Source organism: uncultured Streptomyces sp. (assembly GCF_947488945.1).
Lineage (GTDB): Bacteria > Actinomycetota > Actinomycetes > Streptomycetales > Streptomycetaceae > Streptomyces.
The window spans coordinates 223,827-244,676 of sequence record NZ_CANLBS010000002.1 but is presented as its reverse complement, the minus strand read 5'-3'; the positions used below and the strand labels follow the sequence as shown (position 1 = coordinate 244,676).

Annotated in this window: 19 protein-coding genes and 1 tRNA gene; 5 read left to right on the top strand and 15 right to left on the bottom strand. The window is 71.7% G+C overall.

Annotation, left to right across the window (positions count from 1 at the left end):
* Positions 1 to 150: 150 nt before the first annotated feature.
* Together Q0994_RS03220 and Q0994_RS03215 are read right to left on the bottom strand one after the other, a co-directional pair.
* Positions 151 to 224, bottom strand: a tRNA-Met gene (locus tag Q0994_RS03220).
* Positions 225 to 266: 42 nt separating this feature from the next.
* The gene (locus tag Q0994_RS03215) at positions 267 to 3,191 is read right to left on the bottom strand and encodes a UPF0182 family protein (protein WP_299529251.1); all 2,925 of its coding nucleotides are present in this window, start codon (positions 3,189 to 3,191) and stop codon (positions 267 to 269) included.
* Between the two features lie 137 nt (positions 3,192 to 3,328).
* On the opposite strand from Q0994_RS03215, the gene Q0994_RS03210 reads away from it, so the two are divergent.
* On the top strand, positions 3,329 to 3,871 hold the full coding sequence (locus Q0994_RS03210) for a PPA1309 family protein (RefSeq protein WP_299528585.1): 543 nt from the start codon (positions 3,329 to 3,331) through the stop codon (positions 3,869 to 3,871).
* Positions 3,872 to 3,921: 50 nt separating this feature from the next.
* On the opposite strand, the gene Q0994_RS03205 is transcribed toward Q0994_RS03210, so the two are convergent.
* The 4 genes from Q0994_RS03205 to Q0994_RS03190 form a co-directional block, all read right to left on the bottom strand.
* Positions 3,922 to 5,010: a PDZ domain-containing protein gene (locus Q0994_RS03205; protein WP_299528582.1), complete on the bottom strand. Its 1,089-nt coding sequence runs from the start codon at positions 5,008 to 5,010 to the stop codon at positions 3,922 to 3,924.
* Between the two features lie 126 nt (positions 5,011 to 5,136).
* On the bottom strand, positions 5,137 to 5,316 hold the full coding sequence (locus Q0994_RS03200) for a hypothetical protein (protein WP_299528579.1): 180 nt from the start codon (positions 5,314 to 5,316) through the stop codon (positions 5,137 to 5,139).
* Between the two features lie 127 nt (positions 5,317 to 5,443).
* The gene (locus Q0994_RS03195) at positions 5,444 to 5,944 is read right to left on the bottom strand and encodes a molybdenum cofactor biosynthesis protein MoaE (RefSeq protein ID WP_299528576.1); all 501 of its coding nucleotides are present in this window, start codon (positions 5,942 to 5,944) and stop codon (positions 5,444 to 5,446) included.
* Positions 5,945 to 6,080: 136 nt separating this feature from the next.
* On the bottom strand, positions 6,081 to 7,232 hold the full coding sequence (locus tag Q0994_RS03190; protein WP_299528574.1) for an SDR family oxidoreductase: 1,152 nt from the start codon (positions 7,230 to 7,232) through the stop codon (positions 6,081 to 6,083).
* Between the two features lie 191 nt (positions 7,233 to 7,423).
* Between Q0994_RS03190 and Q0994_RS03185 the strand changes: the two genes are divergently transcribed.
* Both Q0994_RS03185 and Q0994_RS03180 read left to right on the top strand, forming a co-directional pair.
* Positions 7,424 to 8,995 (top strand): zinc-dependent metalloprotease, encoded by a 1,572-nt coding sequence (locus Q0994_RS03185; protein ID WP_299528572.1) that lies wholly within the window; start codon positions 7,424 to 7,426, stop codon positions 8,993 to 8,995.
* Positions 8,992 to 9,516: an NUDIX hydrolase gene (locus tag Q0994_RS03180; protein ID WP_299528570.1), complete on the top strand. Its 525-nt coding sequence runs from the start codon at positions 8,992 to 8,994 to the stop codon at positions 9,514 to 9,516. Before Q0994_RS03185 ends, Q0994_RS03180 begins: the two co-directional genes overlap by 4 nt.
* A 70-nt stretch (positions 9,517 to 9,586) precedes the next feature.
* Here Q0994_RS03180 and Q0994_RS03175 read toward each other — a convergent pair whose 3' ends face one another.
* From Q0994_RS03175 to Q0994_RS03160, 4 genes are all read right to left on the bottom strand, one after another.
* Positions 9,587 to 10,342 (bottom strand): AIM24 family protein, encoded by a 756-nt coding sequence (locus Q0994_RS03175; RefSeq protein ID WP_299528568.1) that lies wholly within the window; start codon positions 10,340 to 10,342, stop codon positions 9,587 to 9,589.
* Positions 10,343 to 10,361: 19 nt separating this feature from the next.
* Positions 10,362 to 11,042 carry an AIM24 family protein gene (locus Q0994_RS03170; protein WP_299528565.1) on the bottom strand — a complete coding sequence of 227 codons (681 nt, stop codon included), beginning with the start codon at positions 11,040 to 11,042 and terminating at the stop codon, positions 10,362 to 10,364.
* An 11-nt stretch (positions 11,043 to 11,053) separates the two neighbouring features.
* On the bottom strand, positions 11,054 to 12,721 hold the full coding sequence (locus Q0994_RS03165) for a TerD family protein (RefSeq protein ID WP_299528562.1): 1,668 nt from the start codon (positions 12,719 to 12,721) through the stop codon (positions 11,054 to 11,056).
* A 107-nt stretch (positions 12,722 to 12,828) separates the two neighbouring features.
* Complete coding sequence (locus tag Q0994_RS03160) at positions 12,829 to 13,455, bottom strand: M48 family metallopeptidase (RefSeq protein ID WP_299528559.1); 627 nt, start codon at positions 13,453 to 13,455, stop codon at positions 12,829 to 12,831.
* 214 nt (positions 13,456 to 13,669) lie between these two features.
* Here Q0994_RS03160 and Q0994_RS03155 point away from each other — a divergent pair, with 214 nt between their 5' ends.
* Positions 13,670 to 14,818 carry a TOMM precursor leader peptide-binding protein gene (locus Q0994_RS03155; RefSeq protein WP_299528556.1) on the top strand — a complete coding sequence of 383 codons (1,149 nt, stop codon included), beginning with the start codon at positions 13,670 to 13,672 and terminating at the stop codon, positions 14,816 to 14,818.
* A 63-nt stretch (positions 14,819 to 14,881) separates the two neighbouring features.
* A complete protein-coding gene (locus Q0994_RS03150; RefSeq protein ID WP_299528553.1) occupies positions 14,882 to 16,486 on the top strand; it encodes an AarF/ABC1/UbiB kinase family protein in 1,605 nt (534 codons plus the stop codon).
* Positions 16,487 to 16,686: 200 nt separating this feature from the next.
* On the opposite strand, the gene Q0994_RS03145 is transcribed toward Q0994_RS03150, so the two are convergent.
* The 5 genes from Q0994_RS03145 to Q0994_RS03125 all read right to left on the bottom strand — a co-directional run bounded on the left by Q0994_RS03145 (position 16,687) and on the right by Q0994_RS03125 (position 20,670).
* On the bottom strand, positions 16,687 to 16,893 hold the full coding sequence (locus Q0994_RS03145) for a hypothetical protein (protein WP_299528550.1): 207 nt from the start codon (positions 16,891 to 16,893) through the stop codon (positions 16,687 to 16,689).
* Between the two features lie 144 nt (positions 16,894 to 17,037).
* The gene (locus Q0994_RS03140) at positions 17,038 to 17,307 is read right to left on the bottom strand and encodes a hypothetical protein (RefSeq protein WP_299528547.1); all 270 of its coding nucleotides are present in this window, start codon (positions 17,305 to 17,307) and stop codon (positions 17,038 to 17,040) included.
* 92 nt (positions 17,308 to 17,399) lie between these two features.
* Complete coding sequence (locus tag Q0994_RS03135) at positions 17,400 to 17,768, bottom strand: WhiB family transcriptional regulator (RefSeq protein ID WP_299528544.1); 369 nt, start codon at positions 17,766 to 17,768, stop codon at positions 17,400 to 17,402.
* Positions 17,769 to 17,940: 172 nt separating this feature from the next.
* Positions 17,941 to 18,267: a hypothetical protein gene (locus tag Q0994_RS03130; RefSeq protein WP_299528541.1), complete on the bottom strand. Its 327-nt coding sequence runs from the start codon at positions 18,265 to 18,267 to the stop codon at positions 17,941 to 17,943.
* 186 nt (positions 18,268 to 18,453) lie between these two features.
* Positions 18,454 to 20,670: an ATP-dependent DNA helicase UvrD2 gene (locus tag Q0994_RS03125; RefSeq protein WP_299528538.1), complete on the bottom strand. Its 2,217-nt coding sequence runs from the start codon at positions 20,668 to 20,670 to the stop codon at positions 18,454 to 18,456.
* Between the last annotated feature and the right edge of the window lie 180 nt (positions 20,671 to 20,850).

Here is a 20,850-nt window from a genome sequence, read left to right as displayed (position 1 = left end):
GTTTTGTCGACTTGCCCACACAGTGACAAGTCAAACACGCCCCGGGGCAACTCGTGCCCAGCAAACCGCACTTCACGCAGTTCGTCCCCACTTGGGCACGACGACACGACGAAGGCCCGGATTCCTTGGAATCCGGGCCTTCGTCTTCAGTAGCGGGGACAGGATTTGAACCTGCGACCTCTGGGTTATGAGCCCAGCGAGCTACCGAGCTGCTCCACCCCGCGTCGTTGTGTTCAAACCGTACCACGACGCGGGGCGGGGTTTTCTCAGCTCCCCTGGTCGCCGGCGGCCGGCTTGTCGGCGGCGGCCGCCGCCGGCCCGCCCGAACCCTCGGGCTGGGCCTTCGCGGCACGCTCCAGAGCCTCCTGGAGGGCGTCCTGAGCCTTGCCGTACGCCTCCCAGTCCTGCTCCTTGAGCGCCGTCTCACCGTCGGTGTACGCCTTCTGGGCGTCCGCGATGGCGTCCTTCAGCGCGGCGTCCCCGGTGGCCGGGGGCGTCGTGGTGTCGCCCGGCTCGGTGGGCTCCGTCGGCTCGGTGGGCTCCTCGGTGCCGCCCTCGACCCCGAAGACCGCGTTGAGCGCCTCGCCGAGGCTGTCCTCGAAGACGATCTTCGACCCGTAGGAAGCGGCCACCTTGCGCAGCAGCGGGTAGTTCTGCGTGCCACCGCGCGTGTAGACCGGCTCGATGTACAGGAACCCGCCGTCCAGCGGCACCGTCAGGAGGTTTCCGTACTCGATGTCGGAGTCCGTGCCCTTGAGGTTGCGCACGAACTCGGCGACGTCGTTGTTGCCGTTGAGCTCACTCTGCACCTGGCCCGGCCCCTTGACCGTGTCGGTGACTCTGAGGAGTCTGATCGTGCCGTAGTCCTTGCTGGAGGCGTCGGCGTCCACCGCCATGAAGGCCCCCAGGTCGGGGCGGCCTCTCGGGGTGAAGGTCGTCGTCAGCGAGAACGTCTGGGTGTTCTGGTCCGGCATTTTCATCGACAGGTAGTACGGCGGAACGGCGCCCGGTTCCTTGTTGGTCGGGTCGTCCGGCACCTGCCAGGCGTCACTGCCGCTGTAGAACTGCGCGGGGTTGGTGACGTGGTAGCGGGTCAGCAGCTCGCGCTGCACCTTGAACAGGTCCTGCGGGTAGCGCAGGTGGTCCATCAGTTCCTGCGGGATGTCCGACCGGGACTTGACCGTGCCGGGGAACGCCTTGCGCCAGGTCTTGAGGACCGGGTCCTCGGTGTCCCACTCGTAGAGCGTGACCTTGCCGTCGTACGCGTCGACGGTGGCCTTCACCGAGTTGCGGATGTAGTTGACCTGGTTCTGCTGGGCGACGACCGCGCGCTGGTTGGTGGTCAGCGAGTCGGCCGTGGTGTCGCCGAGCGTCGTGCGCGAGGCGTACGGGTAGCCGTTGGTCGTGGTGTACGCGTCCACGATCCACTCGATCTGCCCGTTCACCACCGCCGGGTAGGCGTCGCCGTCGATGGTCAGCCACGGCGCGACGGCCTCGACGCGTTCCTTCGGGGTGCGGTTGTACAGGATCCGCGAACCGTCGCCGATGGCTCCCGAGTACAGGATCTGCGGCTCGCTGAACGCGACCGCGTAGGCGGCGCGGTTGAAGGTGTTGGAGAGCGAGACCCCGCTGTCACCCTGGTAACTGGTGGTCTTCTCGCCGTCCTCCTCGTAGTCGAGCTCCTTCTGGGGCCCGCCGACGATGGAGTACTGCTCGGTCTTCTCGCCGTAGTAGATCTGCTGGCGGTAGGTGCCGAGCTCGCCCTTGGTCGGCAGCCCGGACTCGGTGAAGTCCGGGGAGCCGGTCGGGTTGGTGCCCGTGGAGGTGCCCTTGGCCGCGATGACGCCGTAGCCGTGGGTGTAGGTGAAGTGGTCGTTGATCCAGTTCCGCTTGGGCAGACCGGCGATGTTCAGCTCGCGCAGACCGACGACGGTGTCCTGCTCCTTGCCGTCCTCGTCCTTGTAGCGGTCCACGTCCAGCGTCTTCGGGAACTGGTAGTAGTTCCTCTTCTGCTGGAGCTGCTGGAACGCCGGCGAGACCACGTTCGGGTCCATCACCCGGTAGCTGGCCGCCTGGTCGGCGGCCGTCCGGAGCTCCGCGCCGTCGGACGTGGTGCTCTTGCCCGAGTAGTCGGTCACCTTGGCGTCGTCGATGTCGTACGCGTCGCGCGTGGCGTCGATGTTCTTCTGGATGAACTCCGCTTCCTTGGCCTGCTCGTTCGGCTGGACCTGGAACTTCTGCACGATGGCGGGGTAGAGCCCGCCGATCAGCACCGCCGAGAGCACCATCAGACCGAGGCCGATGATGGGCAGCTGCCAGGTGCGGCGCCACAGCGTCGCGAAGAACAGCACCGCGCAGATCGCGGCGATGCAGAACAGGATCGTCTTCGCCGGCAGATAGGCGTTGGCGTCGACGTACCGCAGGCCCGTCCAGTTGTCCGTCGCCTTGAAGTCGCTGGACTTCACGGCGAGGCCGTAGCGGTCGAGCCAGTACGCCACCGCCTTCAGCGAGACGAAGACGCCGAGCAGCACCGAGAGGTGGCCGGTGGCCGCCCCGGTGGCACGGGCGCCCGGACTCGTGATCCGCAGCCCGCCGTAGAGGTAGTGCGTCAGCGCCGCCGCGATCAGCGACAGCACGACCGCGGCGAAGCCGAAGCCGAGCAGGAAGCGGTAGAACGGCAGGTCGAACGCGTAGAAGGAGACGTCCAGCTTGAACTGGGGGTCCTTCTGCCCGAACGGCACGCCGTTGACGTACATCAGCCAGGTACGCCACTGGCCCGACGCGGAGGCGCCGGCGATCAGGCCGACGAGCGCGGTGACCGCGAGCAGGACCCACTTCTTGAAGGGGGCCACGCTCATGCGGTACCGGTCGAGGCTCTGCTGCTCCAGCGACATCGCGCTCAGCGGTGGCCGCAGCCGGTGCGCCAGCCAGATGTTCACGCCGACGGCGGCCGCCATCAGCAGTCCGAAGACGAGGAACAGGCCGATCTTGGTCCACAGGGTGGTGGTGAAAACGGACGAATACGCGACGGACCTGTACCAGAGCCAGTCCGTCCAGAACCCCGCGAACATGACGAAGGCCATGGCGAGGACCGCCAAGACGCCCAGTGTCATGAGCAGGGTACGGACGCGCCGGGACGGGCGGCCGACTCTGATCCGTGGCCCGGTCGGGCCTCCGCCGCGGTCCGGCATCTGGAAAGCCAACGTGCGCACCTCGAAGTTCGCGGGTCGTGTGGAGCGGGCCCAGCGATCGTAGAGCCCACCTGAGCAACTTACTGAGGCTTTACCTAGTTCCCGTTCCGGGGGTGCAAGGAGGCAGGATGTCGGGCATGCCCAACGTTTCCCCCTCCGGCCCCCCGATGGCCGCCAGTCCCCTGACCGTCGCCGTGCTCGAAATCGACGAGTACGCGGCGGGTCTCGGCTGGGACAAGCCCGCCCGTCTCTTCGCCCTCGTCGACACCGCGGGCCTCCGCGCCCGGCAGCCGGGACTCCCGTCACTCGCCGAGGCCGCCACCGCCCTCACCCCGGTCGAACAGGAGGAGATCCCGGCCGGCAAGGCGCTGGACGAGTTCCTCGCCACCATCGCCTGGCCCGACGCGGTTGTCGGCTGCGCCCTCACCGTGGAGCGGCTGATGCTGCCGCCGTCGGCCGAGGCGTCCGTCCCCGAGGGCCTCGACGACCAGCAGCTCAGCGCGTGGGTGGCCCGCCACCCGGACCGCCAGGAGGTACGGATGACCGTGGGCGTGCTGCGCTCCGGCGCGCGGGAGTCCGCGGTGCGGCTGCGTGCGAAGGACTCGGCGAGCGAGGTGCTGACCGGCGCCGGGCTGGTCCCCGGCCTGGCCGACGCGCTCGCGGCGACCTTCGAGGCCTGACCGTCCCTCCGGCCCCCGACCCGGGGGCCGGAGCGGTCCCGTCGCTTCCGCTACTTCGCCGAGCAGGTCGGCAGGTCCGCGGTGTCGCCCGTACGGATCCTGTCCATCGACTTCGTCGCGTCGGCGAGGGTCTTCACCTTGACCAGGGTGAGGCCGGACGGGGTGTCCGAGGCGGCCGACGCGCAGTTGTCCTCGGGGGTGAGGAAGTACGTCGCCCCGGCGTCGCGCGCGCCGACCAGCTTCATGTTGATGCCGCCGATCGGGCCCACCTCGCCCGCGTCGTCGATGGTCCCGGTGCCGGCGACGAACCGGCCGCCGGTCATCTCGCCGGGGGTGAGCTTGTCGACGATGCCGAGCGAGAACATCAGCCCGGCGCTCGGGCCGCCGACGTCGGCCAGCTCGATGTCGATCTCGAACGGGAAGGTGTGGTCGGTCCCGGCCTGGATCCCGACGATGGCCCGGTCGTCCTCCGGCGCCTTCTCCGTGGTGAGCACGACCTTCTCGGTGCCCTCCGGCTCGCGGCCCGCCTTCTCGGCCGCCGCCGCCTCCTTGGCGGGAACCACGGTGAAGGTGACCTTCTCGCCGGGCTCGTGCTCGGTGACCAGCGCGGCCACGTCCTCGGGCTTCTTCACCGCGGTGCCGTCAACGCTCCTGATCACGTCACCGGCGTGCAGCCTGCCCTCGGACGGGCTGTCCTTGACGACGGTGGAGACGACGACGCGGGAGGTGACCGGGATGTCCAGCTCCTTCAGGGCGGCGACCTTGGCGCTCTCCTGGGACTGGCTGAACTCCTCGGCGTTCTCCTGCGTCGACTGCTCCTCGGTCTTGCCGTCCGGGTAGAGGGTGTCGTGCGGCACGATGACGCTGTCGTGGCCGAGCCAGCCGTACACCGCTTCGACCAGGTTCATCCTGTAGTCCGCGCCGGTGACGCGCACCGTCGTCATGTTGAGATGCCCGGACGTCGGGTACGTCTTGCGACCGGAGATCCGCAGGACGGGCTCGCCCCGTGCGTCGCCCAGCGTGTTCACGGTCGGCCCCGGCGACATCTCCGCGTACGGCACGGGGATGAACACTCCTGCGCAGAGCAGCGCGATGAGAACGAGGGTGGAGGCGAGCATCGTCGCGGTGCGGCGTGGCATGGAACGACAGTACGGGAAGCGCCTGTCAGTGCACTGCCTGGGCCGGTCCGCGAGGGAGGCCGGAACACGCGTTCCGGCGGGGCCGCGTGGGAGCGGCGCGTGCGGTGCGGCCGTCCGTCGCCGTCCTCAGACGACTTCGGGGGCCTCGGAACCGGAGTGCGACTTCTCCATCGCTTCCCGGAACCGGGCGTAGCCGGCGAGTTCGGTGACGTCGCCGGTCGTTGAATTGCGTGCGGCCCAGCTCCCCCATATCGCTGCGCCCAGCGCGGCGAAAACCGGAATCAACAGCCAAGCGAGTGCTGCCACGACGACCTCCCTGCCCCATCAGCGATCGCGACGGGCGATCAGCAGATTAACCAGCCGGATCCCCAACGCTCCGGGCAGGGGTGCGGTTACGCAAATCAGGGGCGATGCGCCGCCGTACGGTTTGCGTTCAGCAGGCTCCCACCCACTCCTCGGTGCCGTCCGAGAAGCGCTGGTGCTTCCAGATGGGCACCTCGTGTTTCAGGTCGTCGATGAGCTGCCGGCAGGCGTCGAACGCTTCGGCCCGGTGCGGGCACGCGACGGCCACCACCACCGCCAGATCGCCTACCGCGAGTTCACCCACACGATGGACGGCGGCCAGGGCCCGGACCGGGTGGGCGGCGGCGACCCGGTCAGCCACCCGGCGCAGCTCCGCCTCGGCCGTGGGATGGCAGGAGTAGCCCAGCGCGCCGACGTCCTGGCCGCCGTCGTGGTTGCGCACGGTGCCGACGAACAGCGCGATGCCGCCGGCCGCCCCGTCACCGACCGCCCGGAAGACCTCGTCCACGGAGAGCGGGGTCTCGCGGATCGCGATCAACCGGACGGGGGCCTCGGCGGCCCGCTCGCCGGGGTGGTCGGCGGTGGGGGCTGCGGGGGCGGCGGAGGCCGCGGAGTCATGGTGTGGTTCCATGCGCCCCATCGTGCCGCACCTTCCCGCCCTCGCGGTAGCGCCGTTCCCACCAGCGCGGCGGCCGTCCGTTCGGAGTCTCGTACGAGGAACCCGGCGTCCGGCGCGGCCGGCCGCGCCACGGGTGGGGGGACGCGCCTCAGATGCGGCGGCGCGCCTTGCGGGCGCGCCGGACCAGCGCGGCGGTGCCGAGCAGCGCCACGGTGGCGCCGGCGGCTCCGGCGGCGGTGGCGTCCTTGCGGCCGAGACGGCGGCCGGCGAGGGTGTGGCGGCCCTCGACCTCTTCCAGGAGGGCGCCGAGGACCTCCTCGTTGGTCCACCGGGGACGCCAGCCGGCGTCGTGCAGCCGGCTGACGCTGACCACCCAGGGATGCATCGTGTACGCGAGGTCGCCCGCCGGGGACGGGGTGAGGCCGATCCGGTGCAGCCGGGCGGCGGCGCCGAGGGCGACGGCCGAGGGCAGCTCCATCCGGCGCACCCCGCTGAGCTCCTCGACCTCCTCCTGCTCCAGCCAGCCGTCGCAGCCGACCGCGAACTCGCCGTCGATCTTGTCCAGCGCCGCGTACTCCAGGGCGCTGACCAGGTCCTCGACGTGGCAGAACTGCCAGGTGGGCCGGGAGCCCGCCACCACCAGCAGCCGGGGCGACTCGAAGTAGCGGGTGAGCGCGGTGTCGGTGCCGCCGACCAGGACGGCGGGGCGCACCACGGTGACGTGGAGACCGGGGTGGGCGCGGGGGGCGCGGCGGCCGAGCCGCTCGATCTCCAGCAGGTCGCCGACGCCGGTGGCCTCGGCGGTGGCCCGCAGCTCGGCGTCCTCGGAGAGCGGGACGTCGTTGTCGGGCAGCGCGCCGTAGACCATGGCGGAGGTGCAGAGCACGACCCGGCGGACGCCGACGGCGGCGGCCGCGGTCAGCACGGTCTGGGTGCCCCGCACGTTGTAGGCGGTGCGGGCGGCGGGGTCGGTCTCCAGGTCGAGGTCGAGCGCGAGGTGCACGACCACGTCGGCGCCGCGCAGCTTCTCGGCGATGGCGGGGTCCCGCACGTCCAGGACGTGCCAGGTCGCCGCGGGCTCCTCGCCGCGGCGCTCGTCGATGGCGACGACCCGCCCGACCGCCTCGGAGGCGGCCAGGTGGGCGGTGAGCAGGGCGCCCACCCCGGTGGCCGCGCCGGTGACGGCGACGACCGGGCCCCGGTTGCCCGGGGTTCTGGAAACTTTGTTCGCGGCGGTTTTCTCGGTCGTGGGGGAGGTCGGGTTTCGCGCTGCGCGAACCTGCGGATCTGGGGAACTCACCGGGCGTCTCCAGCGGTTGTCTTCAGTACGTACCCGTACGACGCGTACGTACCAGGTGACGTCCATCCTGCCGCAGGCCGGTGGCCGACGGAGCACCGAGCCCTTAAGCCGGGCCGGGTGTCTACGCTGGATGGAGACAGCCGGGCACCGCCGCCGGTACGAGCCGGCGGCCCTACGAGCCGAGGAAACCCGTGAGTGACACCCCATTCGGATTCGGTCTTCCGCCGGAGGAGCCGGAGAACGGCGACGAGGGCAAGAAGAAGGACCCCACCGAGGGCGGGCAGGGCTCGGGGGGGCCGGCCAGCCCGTTCGGCGGCGCGGGCGGTCCCGCCAACCCCTTCGGCTTCGGGCCGGGCGCCGGCGGGGACAACCCCTTCGCCGCGATGTTCGGCGCCATGAACCCCAACGACCTCGGGGCCGCGTTCCAGCAGCTGGGCCAGATGCTCAGCTACGAGGGCGGCCCGGTGAACTGGGACATGGCCAAGCAGATCGCCCGCCAGACGGTCTCGCAGGGCACGTCGGACGGCACCAAGGACGCCAGCGTCGGCCCGGCCGAGCGCACCGCCGTGGACGAGGCCCTGCGCCTCGCCGACCACTGGCTGGACGGGGTGACCTCGCTCCCCTCGGGGTCCTTCTCCAGCGTGGCGTGGAGCCGGGCCGAGTGGGTCGAGGAGTCGCTGCCCGCGTGGCAGCAGCTCGTGGACCCGGTCGCCGAGCGGGTGGGGATCGCCATGGGCGACGTGCTGCCCGAGGAGATGCAGGCGATGGCGGGCCCGCTGATCGGCATGATGCGGTCGATGGGCGGCGCCATGTTCGGTCAGCAGATCGGCCAGGCGGTGGGTGTGCTGGCCGGTGAGGTCGTCGGCTCGACGGACATCGGGCTGCCCCTGGGGCCGTCCGGCAAGGCCGCGCTGCTGCCGCTCAACATCGAGCAGTTCGGCAAGGACCTGGGCGTCCCGATGGACGAGGTGCGGCTGTACCTGGCGCTGCGCGAGTCCGCCCACCAGCGTCTGTTCGTCCACGTGCCGTGGCTGCGTTCGCACCTGTTCGGCGCGGTGGAGTCCTACGCACGCGGCATCACGGTGGACACCTCGAAGCTGGAGGACGTGGTCGGCCAGTTCGACCCGTCGCAGCCCCAGCAGTTGCAGGACGCCTTGCAGCAGGGCATGTTCCAGCCCGAGGACACCCCGGCGCAGAAGGCGTCGCTGGCCCGCCTGGAGACGGCGCTCGCGCTGGTCGAGGGCTGGGTGGACGCGGTGGTCCACGAGGCCGCCAAGCCCCGGCTGACCTCGGCGGACGCGCTGCGCGAGACGATGCGCCGGCGCCGTGCCTCCGGCGGCCCGGCGGAGCAGACCTTCGCCACCCTCATCGGCCTCAAGCTGCGCCCCCGCAGGCTGCGGGACGCCTCGCGGCTGTGGGCGTCGCTCACGGACGCGCGGGGCATGGAGGGTCGCGACGGGCTGTGGGAGCACCCGGACATGCTGCCGACCGCGCAGGACCTGGACGACCCGGACGGCTTCGTGCACCGCGAGCACCTGGACTTCTCCGAGCTGGACAAGATGCTCGGCGAGGCGGCCGCGGGCGGTCCGGACGACGGGCGCACGCCCTCCCCCGGCACCGTCGAAGACACCGGGAACACCGGAAACACCGGAAACACCGACGGCGCCGACGGCGCGAAGGGCACGGACACCGCGGACGGCCCCGGCCCGGACGAGGACGGCGGCGGGACCGGCAGCCCGGACAAGGGCGACGGCGGCCGGTGAGCCTGCACGACGACGCCGTGCGCGTCCTCAAGGAGTACGACGGCGGGCAGGACGAACTGCGCGGGGCCTACCTCGACCACCTGGCGTCCCACCCGGACGCGATGTGGAAGGCGTGCGGTGCGGGGCACCTGACCGCCAGCGCGCTGGTCGTCGACCCCGAGCACGACCGGGTGCTGCTGACCCTGCACCGGAAGCTGCGCATGTGGCTCCAGATGGGCGGCCACTGCGAACCCCAGGACGGCACGCTCGCGGGGGCGGCGCTGCGGGAGGCGACGGAGGAGTCCGGCATCCCCGGACTCCGCCTGCTGCGGTCCGGTCCGGTCCGGCTCGACCGGCACCCGATCCCGGCCCCGTGCCACTGGCACCTGGACGTCCAGTACGCGGCCCTGGCCCCCGAGGGCGCCACCCAGCGGATCAGCGACGAGTCGCTGGACCTGCGCTGGTTCGCGTACGACGAGGTCGCGGAGGTCGCCGACGCGTCGGTGGTGCGTCTGCTGGAGCGGACCCGCGCGGCTCTCTAGCGGGCCCGCGGGACGCGGTGGAGGGGCGGTCTCCGCGGAGACCGCCCCTCCACCGCGTCCGCCCGGCGGTTCAGTTCCAGGCGTTGTTCTGGTTCTGCGCGTGCGCCCCGTGCTGGCCGACGCCGTACTGGGCGCCCAGCCCCTGTCCGAGCTGCGCGTTCTGCGGAGGCATCACCTCGCTGGGCTGCACCAGCGCGAAGCCGTCGCCGAGGAAGCTCAGCTCCCAGCCCTCGCCGGTGTTGCCCCGCCGCCGCATGACGCCGGAGGAGTGCGTCTGCGCCTGCATCTGCACCCGCAGCGAGGTCGACCAGGCGACGATCGCGTCGGCGTCCGCACTGACGTACTTGTCCGGGGTGACGCGCATCATCAGCGGGACGCCGGAGGTCATCAGCGCGACCTTGCCGGTGCCGGAGATGTTGAGCTGGTACTTGCCGCTGCCGGAGACGCCGTACTGGCTGTCCACGGCGATGACCTCGGTGTGCAGCGAGGAGTCCAGCGCGAGGACGTAGGCGCTGTCCACCGTCATCCCCCCGTGGTCGACGTCCACGACGTGGACGTGCTGCGCCAGGTTGGCGAAGTAGACCGTGCCCTGCCCGGAGCAGCGCATCAGGTCAAGTCCCTCGCCGGTGCGCGCCCGCGCGCCGCGCTGCGCGTGCGATTGGTACTCGCCGTCGAACTCCATCAGGCCCTGGTAGGCGACCATCGCGCCCTTGCGGGCGAGCACGTCGTCGTTGCCGGTCAGGGCGACGCGGAGCAGCTGCGGGTTCTGGAGCGTGTAGCGCTCCTGCGACTGCTGTTCCGTGTGGGCGAAAAGCGGACTCTGCATGATGTGTCTCCTCCCCCGCTCAGTTCCGGACCCGGAGGCGGTCGGTGCTGTCCTCGCTCGGCTGCACGACGACCACCCCCTGCCCCGAGAAGGCCATCTGGTACGCCTCGCCGCTGCCCCGGCCGAGGAGCGCCCCGGCCTTGAAGCTGCGCTTCCCCTTGACCTTGAGGTTCGGGGACCAGGCGACGAGCGCGTCCGGGTCGACGTACGTCTCGTCCTCGCCTCGGCCGCAGTCGACCACGATCGGGGTGCCGCGCGAGGTGATGGCCACCCAGCCGGTGCCCTGGACGACGACGTTCCACAGCCCCTGCCCGGCGAACTTCGCGAGGCCCTTGACCCGCTCGACGCCCCAGGTGAGATGGGCGTCGAAGGCGAGGAGGTTGGTGCCGTTGACCGAGAGGGCGTCGTTGTTCAGGTTGACCACGACGACGTCGGCGCCGTAGTCGGCGAGGTAGAGCAGTCCGTCGCCGGAGCACTTCATGACGGGGGTGCCTTCGCCGGTCACCCACTGGGACGCGATCTGGCGGACGGCGGGCGGGTTGGGCTCGTACTGGATGAAGCCCTCGTAGGCGACCATCGAGCCGGTGCGGGCGTACAGGTCCTGCCCGGAGGCCATGGCGACCTTGAGCATCGAATGGCCGTGGTTCTCCATCCGGGCCGTGACGGGGGACGGGGCGTAGCCCGCGAGTTGCTGGTTCATGGCAGGCTCCCTCAGACCTCGTAGGGCTGGACGACGATGAAGTTGCCGGGGGCGCCCCGGAACTGGAGGTTCACGGTCTCGCCGCTGTGGCCGGGATAGGCGTTGCGGCGCAGCCGGACCTGGCTGGAGATGATCACCTGGGAGGCGGACGACCAGGCGACGACCGCGTTGCAGTCGGCGAACGTCGTCGGCGTCACCGGCAGGACCACCGGGACGCCGTGGGTCTTCACGACCACGGTGCCGGTGCCCTGGAACTGCATGGTGAACAGCGCGCCGCCGGGAATTCCGTGCCCCTCGATGCGGCGCACCTCGTACTGGAGCGACTCGTCGAAGGCGAGGACGTTCTCCGCGGAGACGCAGATGCCGTCGCCCTGGAGTTCGACGGGGTGGAGGTGCGCGCCCTCCTCGGCGAGGAAGACCTGGCCCCGGCCGGTGCAGCGCATGAGCTGCATCTCCTGGCCGGTGGCGTTGCCGACCATGCGGCCGGCGAAACCGGCGCCCTTGTAGCCGAAGTCGACCTTGCCCTGGTACATCACCATGCTGCCCTGCCGGGCGAGGACACCCGTGCCGCCCATGGTCAGGTCGGCCCGGACGAGCTGCTGGTTCTGCGAGGTCCAGCGCTGCCCGGTCGGCGCCTCCTTGTACGGCTGGAGGGCGGCGGCCAGGCCGGCTCCGCCCGCGGGGGCTCCCTGCGGCACCCCCTGCCCGGAGAAACCGGGCTGCTGCCCGAAGGGACCGCCCTGGGGCTGCTGCCCGAACGGTGCGGAGGGCTGGCCGTACGGCGCGGGTGCCGGCTGGCCGTACGGCGCGGGTGCCGGCTGGCCGTACGGCGCGGCGGGCGGCGGGGCCTGACCCGGGATCTGGCCGAACGGTGGCGCCTGGGGCGGCTGCTGCCCCGGCGCACCGTGCGGAGCGGGGGCCTGCGGAGTCAGCGGGGCGGCCACCGTGGGCGCCGAGTGCACCGGCTGCTGCGGGGCGGCGGGCGCGCCGAAGGACGGGGGTGCCTGCGGAGCGGGGGCCGGCGCGCCGAAGGAGGGGGCGGGCCGGGGCGCCTGCGGCGCGGCGGGCGCGCCGAAGGCGGGGGGAGCGGTCGCCTGCGCGGGCGGGGCGAACGACGGGGCGGGGGCCTGCGGCTGCTCGGGGGCCTCTTCCTCGGCGACTTCGCCGCCGAAGTTCCTCAGCAGGGCGTCCAGTCCGCCGTCGAAGCCCTGACCGACCGCGGCGAAGCGCCAGACGTCCTTGAGGTAGAAATCGCCCAGCATCACGGCGCGCTCGGTCGTGAACTCCGACCCCGTGAAGGAATACCGCACGACTTCCTCGCCGCCGGCCACGATCCGGATGTATCCGGGACCGATCTGCGACATCTGTCCGCCGCCGTCGACGGTCGCGGTGAACGACAGTTTGTGGATCTGCGCAGGCAGGCGGTCCAGGGTCACCCGGAACGACTCGGTGTCGCCCGACTGGGCGCCGAGGAGCTGAATGGACTCCTCAGGCGATTTCGGCTGGTTGAAGAAGATGAAATACCGGTCGTCCGAGAGCTGCTCATGCGCGTCGAGGCCGAAGCAGCTGATGTCGAAGGTCAGTCCCGGCCCCGCGATCTGCACACCCACGTACAGATCGGTACCCGGCGTGAGATCACTGACCTTGGCCTTGTGACCGCGTTGGAATTCCCTGGCCATACGTAACGACCGTCCCCCATCCCGAAGGTGAATGCGTCGCGTCAGGCTATCCGCAAAGTCCGACATCGAGCCAAGCCGGTACAGACCCGGTACAAAGTGACCGTACGTCACTCCTCGCGGGCGGCGGGCAGGTGCGGGAGCTGGTCGGCGGCCACCACACCCTCCAGATACCCCCGCGCACGCTCGGTCCGCGGATAGGCCTCCAGCAGCCGCCAGAACCCGGGGCCGTGGCCTGGCACGAGCAGATGCGCCAGTTCGTGCAGGAGGACGTAGTCCACGACGTACTCCGGCATGCCCTGCAGGCGGTGCGACAGCCTGATGCTGCCCTCCGCGGGGGTGCACGAACCCCAGCGGGTGTTCTGGTTGGTCACCCACCGCACCGACGCGGGCCGCGCCCGCCCGTCGAAGTACTGGACCGAGAGCCGGTCGGCACGCTCGGTCAGCTCGGAGTCCCCGAGGACCCGCTTGCTCTCCTGCGCCGCCAGCTTGTCGAGCATCACGCCGACCCAGCGCTGCTCCTCGGCCTCCGACATGCGGGCCGGGATCAGCACGATCGTCCGGTCCCCCTCGCGGTAGGCGGACACCGTCCTCCTGCGCCGCGCACTGCGGCGGACCTCGACGGCGCCCGCGACGGCGCCGCGGGGGCGGGCGAGGGCAGCCGTGGCGGGCTGAGAGCTACCGGCACGGCGCACGGAGGTCTCCCCGGCGATGCCGGGTGACGGGTCGGCGGGCACGCTCCGACGTTACCCGCTGTCAGTGGGGGAAGTCCCGCCTCCGCTGCGGTTCGGTGCACTTCCCTTCTTCCTCCTGCACCATTTGAACGACTAATACCCCACTCCTGTGGATAACTTTCCGCACGCCTCTCCGCCTCCCGGCATTCTGTGAACGGATCTCGCGCTCGGACCGGAGCCTCCGGCCCGAGTTCACGACACGACCGGGGGAGAGACCATGCATCCGATGCTGAAGCCCGCACTGCGCCGCGCCTGGCGGGGCCGGAACACCGTGCAATTCGGAGTCACACCCGCCCACGCGGTGAAAGTGGGGCCGCTCGATATCGCGACGGGAAGTTTTCTCGAACTCCTCGACGGAACTCGCGGCCTTCCTCTCCTCCGCGAGGAAGCCCGTGCCCTCGACCTGTCGGACCGTCACGTGAACACTCTGCTGGACCGCTTGACCAGGGCGGGGCTGCTCGACGACCCGCGGGCCGGCGGACCGGAGGCGGACGCGCTGCGGCGGCGGGCCGACGCGCTGGAGCGCCAGCGTTCCGACGCCGCCTCGCTCTCCGTCGTGCATCCGGGCCCGGGGGACGGCGTCCGACGGCTGGCCGCCCGCCGCGCCATGCGCGTGCGGGTGCGGGGTGCGGGACGGGTGGGGGCCTCGGTCGCGGCGCTGCTCTCCGCGTCGGGGGTGGGGCGCGTGGACGTCCTGGACGGCGGGCGGACCGAGCCGTGGGACGTCGCCCCCGGCGGGCTGCCCGCCTCGGCGGTGGGCGAGCGGCGCGACACCGCCGCCCGCCAGCTCGTCCGCAGGTCCGCCGCGGACGGCGCCGCCCGGCTCCCCGACGGCCCCGACGGTGCGGACGGCCACGCGCCCGGCCTCTCCCTGGTGGTGCTCGCCCCGCGCGAGGGACTCGACGTCTACGCCCCCGACCCGGACGCGGCCGCCCCGTGGCTCACCGGCGGCGTCCCCCACCTCTACGCCGGGGTGATCGAGGCCACCGGTGTGGTCGGCCCGCTCGTCCTGCCGGGCGGCACCGGATGCGCCCGCTGCCTCGCGCTGGGCCGCGCGGACCAGGATCCCCAGTGGCCCCGGATGACCGCCCAGTGGCGCTCGTCCCGCCGACGGGACCCGGTCCCGGCCTGCGATCTCAGCCTCGCCACCGCGGTGGCCGGACTGGCGGCGTCCCACGCCCTGGCCTTCCTGGACGGCGAGCTGCCCGCCAGCACGGGCACCCGCTGGGAGGCGGCGCTGCCCCTGCTGGACTGGCGGAGCGAACGGATCGCGCCGCATCCCGACTGCCCGTGCGGGGCGCACGGACCCGCTCGGACGGAGCCTCTCTCGGAAGTGGCGGTCCCGCAGGACACAATGGCCGGGTGACCGCCGTCGACGGAGTGATCGAAGGATTCACCCGGTACGGCAGTCTGGGAACTGGAGGGGCACATGTCTGATCTTCCCCGGAAAGCGGTCACCCGCACCGCCAAGCTGGCCGCTCTCCCACTCGGCTTCGCCGGCCGGGCCACCTGGGGCCTGGGCAAGCGGATCGGCGGCCGGTCCGCGGAGCTGGTGGCCCGCGAGGTACAGCAGCGCACCGCCGAGCAGCTCTTCAAGACGCTCGGCGAGCTGAAGGGCGGTGCGATGAAGGTGGGCCAGGCGCTCTCCGTCTTCGAGTCGGCCCTCCCCGAAGAGGTGGCGGGCCCCTACCGGGCGGCCCTCACCAAACTCCAGGAGGCCGCACCGCCGATGCCCACGCACTCGGTGCACGCGGTGCTCGCGGATCGGCTCGGCGAACAGTGGCGCGACCTCTTCCTCGAGTTCGAGGACGCCCCGGCGGCAGCCGCGTCCATCGGCCAGGTCCACCGGGCGGTCTGGCACGACGGCCGGGACGTCGCCGTCAAGATCCAGTACCCGGGCGCGGGCGAGGCCCTGCTCTCCGACCTCACCCAGCTCGGCCGGTTCGCCAAGCTGCTCGGTCCGCTGATCCCCGGCATGGACATCAAGCCGCTGATCCAGGAACTGCGCGACCGGGTCACCGAGGAGCTGGACTACGCACTGGAGGCGCGCTCCCAGACCGCACACGCGGAGGAGTTCGCCGACGACCCGGAAGTCCTCATCCCGGCGGTGGTGCACCAGGCCGACCAGATCCTGGTGACGGAGTGGATCGGCGGCATCCCCCTCTCGGAGATCATCTCGAACGGCACCCCGGAAGAGCGGGATCGCGCGGGACAGTTGCTGGCCCGCTTCCTCTTCTCCGGACCCGCCCGCACCGGTCTGCTGCACGCCGACCCCCATCCGGGCAACTTCCGCCTGGTGCCGGTCGCCGAGAGCGACGCCGGCGGTGCGCAGGACAGCACCGACGACGGGGAGACGGGGGCGGCCGAGACCGCCGACCCCACGCGGTGGCGGCTCGGCGTACTGGACTTCGGCACCGTGGACCGGCTGCCGGGCGGGCTGCCGGACCTCATCGGGGACGCCCTCCGGCTGACCCTCCGGGGCGACGCCGAGGCGGTCTACGCGAAGCTGCGGGAAGAGGGGTTCGTCAAGGAGACGATCGACCTCGACCCGGAGGAGGTGCGGGACTACCTGCTGCCGATCATCGAGCCCGCCGCCGTGGAGGAATTCACCTTCACCCGGGGCTGGTTGCGGACGCAGGCGGCGCGGATCGCCGATCCCCGCTCCCCCGCCCACCAGTTGGGCCGCCGACTGAACCTGCCTCCGTCGTACGTACTGATCCACCGGGTGACGCTGAGCACCATCGGAGTCCTGTGCCAACTGGGTGCGACCGTGCGGCTCCGGGACGAGCTGGAGTCCTGGCTCCCCGGCTTCGCGGATGAGACCGAGGCGGGGGACGGGGACGGCGACGATGCCGGCGTCACGGACCGGGCCGACGTCGTGGACGGAACCGGTGACGGGGACGAGACCGGCGACGAGAACGAAGCCGGTGGCGAGAACGACGGGAGCGGGGCGGAAACCGAAGCGGAGGGGAGCGCCGAGAAGCAGGGGACGGAGCAGGACGCCCTCGCGGTGGCGAAGCCCGCCCACGACTGACCCTCGGCGGAACTCGGGCGTGGGGCAGCCGAACCGGCCGGGGCGGCGGCATGCCGGGCCGAACCGAGGGCGTCCGCGGGAGGCCTGCGCGCGGCTCGCCCGGAGGCGCGACTCCGGCGCGGCTTCTCGGGGCGGGGGACTGCGGCACGGGTCCTCCGGGGGCGGCATCCCGCCGCCGTCACCGCCGGCACCCGTCGGCGTCACCACCAGACGGAGTCGAGACGGCTCTCGATCGCCCTGATGTGCATGCGGGAGCAGTCCTCGCAGAAGTACTGGGAGGCCCCGTCCTCCTTGGCGTACAGCCATGTCGGGGGCGGGTCCTGGCCGGGCGCGGGGGTGCCGCAGTGCCCGCAGACAACGGGCGGCTCAGGGGCGGGCGTCGTGAGGTGATGCCGTTCCTCGTCCACCTCGTGACGATAACCCCGGCCCCGGCGCACGGCACGGCACAACGCATGCGGGACCGGCCTGGTCGGCCGGTCCCGCGGAGTCTCACGGACGTGCGGTCCGGGGTGCGGACCGCCGGCCCGCCACGGGGGCGGGCCACGCGCTCGTTACTGCATGACCGCCATGGCCAGCGCGCGGCGGGCGCGCAGTGACACGCGCTCCGCCTTGCGCTGCATGCGCCGGGCGGAGACCAGGCGCGCGGCCCGGCGTTCCGTCTCGGCGACCCTGAGGCGGTCGTCCATATGCGCACGCGCCATGGCTTCTGGGATGAGTTGCATCTCGCGGTTCCTGTTCTGACGCGAGTCGTTCGCGCCGGTGGTGCAGCTGAAGTCGGATGTGATGACGGAGCCGGCGGGCTCCTTCGTGGGGGTGGTCATGGCTGCCTGATTTCGGGGGTCATGGGTGTGGGGGCGATCGATGGATCCGAGGCGCTTGGCTCGTGTCGGGGCCTTGACCCCGAGGCCGGCGTTCACGCGGCGACGGGGTTCTTGCGCGGGCGGCCACGCGGCCGCTTCCGGGCGACGACGACGCCCTGCACGAAGAGCTCGCCACCCCAGACGCCCCACGGCTCGCGCCGCTCCTTGGCGCCGGCGAGGCAGGCCTCCACGAGCGGGCAGGTGCGGCAGAGGGACTTGGCGTACTCGACATCGGCCGGCGACTCGGCGAAGAAGACCTCCGGGTCGTAGGAACGGCAGGGGACGGGTACGCCGAGGTTCTCGATGGCGTCGTCGAGGGCGGTGAGGGTGGTGAGCGGGGTCAAGGTGGGGTCCTCCGTGGAACCGGGCAGGGCGATCGTGTCGGAAGGCGGGACGGACGGGGCGTGCGTGTCGAGTTGCACGGTGGGTGGTGTCCTCGTCTGTTTCGTGCGGCCTGTCGGCCGTTGTCGGCTGGTACCAGGTACTGCTCGTCCCGAGGCCCCTTCCGGATGTCGTGTCCGTTCGGACAAAACAAAAGGGCCGCGGATCCCGAGTGGGGTTCCGCGGCCCTGAAGGCGCCGGCCTGATGGTGCGTCAGGCTGGATCGCTCCAGGGTTCAGGCCCACGGAAGGCCCACATCGTGTGGTGCTGCGTCGTCTGCTTCTCGGCTCCGATTCCCGCACCGGCTGCCGCGAAGGCATAGGCCTGAGCCGCCATCGCTACTGCTGCCGCCGGTGCCTGAATCGGTCGCTCATTGCGCTCCCGCACCACGGGGAGCCCGGCGAACGGCATCGGACGAACGGCGGAGACGCCGGACAGACCGGTGCCGAGCAGGACGGATTCCGAGGAGCCGAGAAGGCCGAGAGAGCATGCGGAGACGACCGAGGGATCGGTCACTTTGTTGGTGTTGATGCTGATCACTGGAATCGCCTCCTCTCGGCGTCTCGGGCGGAACGGCCGGAACCGGTCCTGCGTATACGGTTGGGTACAGCTCAGTACAGCACGGAAACGGGGTTTCGATGAAGCCGCTGTGTCCGTGGTTAAGAACCTATGGTGATGACTGGCGCGGGCGCAAACTATTTTTGGGACGAGTTTCGCGGGACCTTCTCAGACCTCCTCCCCGGTCTCCCCGTCCCCCTCCTCACCGGCGCAGATGGCCAGAACCTCGGTGCCGAACCGCTGCAGTTTCCGGTTCCCGACGCCCGGGATCGTGACGAGTTCGCCCTCGTCTCCCGGCATCGCCTCCGCGATGGCCATCAGCGTCTTGTCGGTGAAGACGCAGTAGGCCGGCTGACTCAGCTCGGCGGCACGGGCGGCACGCCAGTCGCGCAGCCGGCCGTAGAGCGCCTCGTCCATGTCCGAGGGGCAGTCCTCGCACCGCATCAGCTTCATCTCGCCGGCCTCGGTCAGCGTCCGGCCGCAGACCCGGCAGCGCACCGGGCCCCACGCCTTGCGCCGCAGATTCCGTCCGGCGTCCGGATGCGCACCGGCACCGCTCCCGGTGCCCCGGTCGATGCCACCGCCGCCGCCCGCCGCCCCCCGCGAACCGGGTCCGGTGGAACCGGGCCGCAGGCCGTTGAGGAAGCGGGTCGGGCGACGCCCCGCCCGTCCGCCCGGCGAGCGGGAGAGCGCCCACGACAGCCCGAGGTGGAAGCGCGCGCGGGTGATGCCGACGTACAGCAGCCGCCTCTCCTCCTCGACCTGCTCATCGGTCTTGGCGTAGGCGATCGGCATCATGCCCTCGGTCAGCCCCACCAGGAACACGGCGTCCCACTCCAGCCCCTTCGCCGCGTGCAGCGAGGCGAGGGTGACGCCCTGGACCATGGGGGCGTGCTGGGCGGCCGCACGCTCGTCCAGCTCCCGCACCAACCCGGCGAGGGTCGCGCCGGGCTGCGCCCGTTCGAAGTCCTCGGCCAGCCGCACCAGGGCGGCCAGCGACTCCCAGCGGTCGCGGACCGCGCCCGATCCGGCCGGCGGCCGGTCGGTCCAGCCCTTGGTGGAGAGCACCGCCCGCACCTGCGAGGGCAGGCTGTCCGCGCCGTCGAGCAGGGCGTCGTTGCCCCCGGCGCGGGCGGCGCCGCGCAGGGCCACCCCCGCCTCGCGCACCTCGGCCCGCTCGAAGAACCGCTCGGCGCCGCGGAGCTGGTAGGGCACCCCGGCGTCGGCGAGCGCCTGCTCGTACACCTCGGACTGGGAGTTCACCCGGTAGAGCACCGCGATCTCACCGGCCGGCACACCGGCGGCGATCAGGTCCCGGATGCGGCGGGCGGTGCCCTCGGCCTCGGCAGGCTCGTCGGTGTACTCGGTGTAGGACGGCTCGGGGCCCTTCTCGCGCTGCGAGACGAGTTCGAGCCGGTGCTCGGCCGCCCGCCCGGCGGCCTGGCTGAGCAGACCGTTGGCGAGGTGCACGACCTGGGGGGTGGAGCGGTAGTCGCGCACCAGCTTGACCAGGGTGGCGTTCGGATGACGGGTGCGGAAGTTCAGCAGGTGGTCGGGGGTGGCGCCGGTGAAGGAGTAGATCGTCTGGCTGGCGTCGCCGACCACGCAGAGGTTGTCCCGGTCCCCGACCCACAGGTCCAGCAGCCGCTGCTGGAGGGGGCTGACGTCCTGGTACTCGTCGACGACGAAGTGCTGGTACTGGGTCCGCACATGGTCGGCGATGTCCCGGCGGTCCTGGAGGATGGCCACGGTCAGCAGCAGCACGTCCTCGAAGTCGATGACGGAGCGGTCCCGCTTCAGCTGTTCGTACGCCGAGTAGATCTGGGACAGCTCGGCCGGGGCGCGCGGGGCGTCCCGGCGGGTCTTGGCGACCGCCGCCGGATAGTCGGCGGGGACGGTCTGGGTGACCTTGGCCCACTCGATCTCGCTGGTGACGTCGCGCAGCTCGTTGCGGTCGAGGCGGACCTGACAGCGGGCCGCGGCCTCGGCGACCAGTTGCACCTTGCGCTCCAGCAGCCGGGGCATCTCGCCGCCGACGGCTTTCGGCCAGAAGTACTGGAGCTGCCGGAGCGCGGCGGAGTGGAAGGTGCGCGCCTGCACGCCCGTCGCGCCGAGCTGCCTGAGCCGTCCCCGCATCTCCCCGGCCGCCCGGTTGGTGAAGGTGACCGCCAGCACGGTGTTCGGCTGGAGGATCCCGGCACGCACGCCGTACGCGATGCGGTGGGTGAGGGCGCGGGTCTTGCCCGTGCCCGCTCCGGCCAGCACGCACACCGGTCCCTGCAGGGCGAGGGCGACCTCGCGCTGCTCCGGGTCGAGCCCCTCCAGGACGGCGTCGGGGGACTCGGGGACCTGGGGGAAGAGGGTGGAATGCGTTGCTGCTGTCACCCTGCCATGCTGCCAGGTCGACGGGGCCCGCCGGAGGGGTTGTCCACAGGGGCAGTGGATTCGTGTGTTCGTCACCCCCGCGGACAGCTGCGGACACCCGCGGCCGGCCCCGGCACGGCCCTCGCGGAACGTCGAAATCAGGCCGCTCCCGGCTCGGCCGGCCCCGGTACTCGCCCTCAC

What these genes read in the sequence shown, in the direction of transcription:
- Q0994_RS03170 (WP_299528565.1), bottom strand. Translation starts at nt 11,042, where the DNA reads ATGAACCAGCAACTCGCGGGCTACGCCCCGTCCCCCGTCACGGCCCGG.
- Q0994_RS03165 (WP_299528562.1), bottom strand. Translation starts at nt 12,721, where the DNA reads ATGGCCAGGGAATTCCAACGCGGTCACAAGGCCAAGGTCAGTGATCTC.
- Q0994_RS03175 (WP_299528568.1), bottom strand. Translation starts at nt 10,342, where the DNA reads ATGCAGAGTCCGCTTTTCGCCCACACGGAACAGCAGTCGCAGGAGCGC.
- Q0994_RS03195 (WP_299528576.1), bottom strand. Translation starts at nt 5,944, where the DNA reads ATGGAACCACACCATGACTCCGCGGCCTCCGCCGCCCCCGCAGCCCCC.
- Q0994_RS03150 (WP_299528553.1), top strand. Translation starts at nt 14,882, where the DNA reads ATGTCTGATCTTCCCCGGAAAGCGGTCACCCGCACCGCCAAGCTGGCC.
- Q0994_RS03215 (WP_299529251.1), bottom strand. Translation starts at nt 3,191, where the DNA reads ATGCCGGACCGCGGCGGAGGCCCGACCGGGCCACGGATCAGAGTCGGC.
- Q0994_RS03210 (WP_299528585.1), top strand. Translation starts at nt 3,329, where the DNA reads ATGCCCAACGTTTCCCCCTCCGGCCCCCCGATGGCCGCCAGTCCCCTG.
- Q0994_RS03155 (WP_299528556.1), top strand. Translation starts at nt 13,670, where the DNA reads ATGCATCCGATGCTGAAGCCCGCACTGCGCCGCGCCTGGCGGGGCCGG.
- Q0994_RS03205 (WP_299528582.1), bottom strand. Translation starts at nt 5,010, where the DNA reads ATGCCACGCCGCACCGCGACGATGCTCGCCTCCACCCTCGTTCTCATC.
- Q0994_RS03140 (WP_299528547.1), bottom strand. Translation starts at nt 17,307, where the DNA reads ATGACCACCCCCACGAAGGAGCCCGCCGGCTCCGTCATCACATCCGAC.